Below are 2,443 nucleotides of genomic sequence, written 5' to 3' on the forward strand. Positions count from 1 at the left end.
CCGACGACGAGGCCGGTGACGGCGACGCGGCGCGCACGCGCACCCCATGCCGGCGCGGCGACGAACGTCATCGCCCCGAGCACCGCAGCGATCGCGCAGATCCACTTCAGCCACGGCATCCAGCCGGACGCAGACGTCGTCAGCACCCGGAAGCTCCAGACACCGCTGACGCAGATCGCCGCGCCGAGCACGACGCGCCACAGCAGCGACGAGCGTCGCGCGAAGACCTCACGACCACCGACGGCGATGCACGCGGCGACGGCCGGCGCGAGCGCCACGGCGTAATAGGAGTGCACGGTGCCCTTCATGAACGACAGGCACAGCATCGTCACGACGAGCCAGCCGCCCCACAACACGAGTGACGCGCGCACGAGATCGGTGCGCGGTGCACGACGACGAGCGACGAGGCCTGCCACGAGCAGCACGAGGGACGCGGGCAGCAGCCACGAGATCTCGCCGGCGAACTGGCAGTTGAACATGCGGAACAGCCCTGCGGTGCCACCGAATCCACCACCGCCGGCGCCGGCGCCGCCACCGCCCCCGGCGTTGCCGTCGCCGCCGAGGATGCGGCCGAGGCCGTTGTAGCCGAGCGCGAGTTCCCATTCGGAGTTGTTCGTCGAGCCGCCGATGTAGGGGCGAGCGCCCGCCGGCCAGGCCGCGACGAGCGCCACGAACCAGCCGGCGCCGACGATGACGCTGACGAGCGCCGCCGCGAGGTGCTTGATGCGCGTGCCCAGCGAGAAGCGTGCCGCCACGAGGTAGGCGAGACCGAGGCCGGGCAGGACGAGCAGGCCCTGCAGCATCTTCGTCAGGAACGCGAAGCCGATGAGCAGCCCCGCCCCGACCATCCACCGCAGCGCGGTAGCCGAGGCGGAGCGAACCCGTCCGCGCCGCGTCGTCGTCGGCTCGTCACGTCCGCTCACCACGATGGCGCGCACGACGCAGTACGCGGCGGCCGTCATGAGCAGGACGAGCATCGCGTCGGGGTTGTCGAAGCGGAACATGAGCGCCGCGACGGGCGTCGTCGTCACGACCAACCCGGCGAGCAGGCCCGCCGCGTGCCCCGACCAGCGGCGCACCGCGCCGTACGTCAGGCCGACGGTGCCGACGCCCATGAGCGCCTGCGGCAGCAGCAGCGAGAACGACGAGAAGCCGAAGATCCGCGCGGACAGCCCCATGACCCACAAGGAGGCCGGGGGCTTGTCGACGGTGATTGCGTTGCTCGAGTCGAGCGAACCGAACAGCCACGCCTTCCAGTCCTTCGACGCGGATTTCGCTGCGGCAGCATAGAACTCGTTCGCGTAGCCGGAGTTCGTCAGGTTCCAGCCGTACACGACGGCGGCCAGCGTCAGCAGCGCGAACAGCGCCGGTCGCGCCCAGTTAGGGTCGTCATCGGCGCCGCGCACGAGGCGCCGCAGCCGGTCCTGACGCCGTGGGGGTGCCGCCGCGGAGTGCGGGGTGGCACCCCCCGGCAGCTCGCGGGCCCGACGGCCGTCGCGGCGCGATCGCAGCAGGCGCGTCGGTGTGGTGGTGGTCATCGCGGATCCCTCCGTCGCAGTCTCGGCGCCGATGCGCCGGGTGATGACGACGACTCTCGCGGCCGGCGCTTTGCTGCCCGCGTGGCGCCCCTGTGCGCCGTCTGTGAGCGGTTCGCCATCACGCCCCGCTCGACCTGCGCGGCCCCGCCCCGCTTGATCCAACGGGCGACGTCCCACCCCGCCACCCCTGAGATCGGCCCAAGGGCGCTGATCGTGTTGCGACCGAACGAAGTACGGTATGAGGCATGTCTGCCGCAGCGCCGCGAGGGCCGAGATCGCGGGGTTCGGTGAGGTTCAGAAGCCTCGCGCGGGCGGTGGGGCCGCGGCTGCTGCGCGGTGTCGTCGCAGCGGCCGTCCTGTGCCTGCCCGTCGCGGTGCTCGCGCTGCTCGTCACGCGCCACTTCGCTCCGATCGTCGACCTCGACGAGCGAGTCGTCGTCGCGGCCACCGACGTCACGCGCGCACACCCCGGGTTCGAGGACGCATTGATCGGGTGGCAGTCCGCGTTCCACCCGACGATGGTCTACCTCTACGCGATTCCCGTCGCCGTCTGGACGTGGCTGCGCGGCTTCCGGGCCCGCACGATCTGGGGCGTCGTGACGATGCTCGTCGGCTGGAACCTCGGCCTGCAGGTCAAGCTCATCGTCGAGCGGGCGCGCCCCGTCATCGCCGACCCCGTCAGCCATGCGCCGGGCTACAGCTTTCCCAGCGGCCACGCGTTCAACGTCGCGATGATGGTGACGACGTGCCTCATCATGACGTGGCCGCTCGTGCGACGCTGGCACCCGCTCATCCGCGCCGCAGCGGTGACGGTGGGGGTGCTCGTCGTCGTCCTGACGATGCTCGATCGCATCTTCCTCGGCGTCCACTTCCAGAGCGACGTGACGGCGGGCGTCCTGCTCGCG

2 protein-coding genes are annotated in these 2,443 nt (G+C 71.5%); one reads left to right on the plus strand and one right to left on the minus strand.

Going from position 1 to position 2,443, the window contains the following annotated elements; all coding sequences use genetic code 11:
• Nucleotides 1–1,538 (minus strand): ArnT family glycosyltransferase (locus B2284_RS12795; RefSeq protein WP_286697602.1); only part of this gene is annotated, 1,538 nt, incomplete at its 3' end.
• Between the two features lie 287 nt (nt 1,539–1,825).
• Between B2284_RS12795 and B2284_RS12800 the strand changes: the two genes are divergently transcribed.
• The coding region (locus B2284_RS12800) for a phosphatase PAP2 family protein (protein WP_286697603.1) at nt 1,826–2,443 on the plus strand (618 nt) is incomplete at its 3' end.

The organism is Dermacoccus sp. UBA1591 (assembly GCF_002322065.1).
Taxonomy (GTDB): domain Bacteria; phylum Actinomycetota; class Actinomycetes; order Actinomycetales; family Dermatophilaceae; genus Dermacoccus; species Dermacoccus nishinomiyaensis.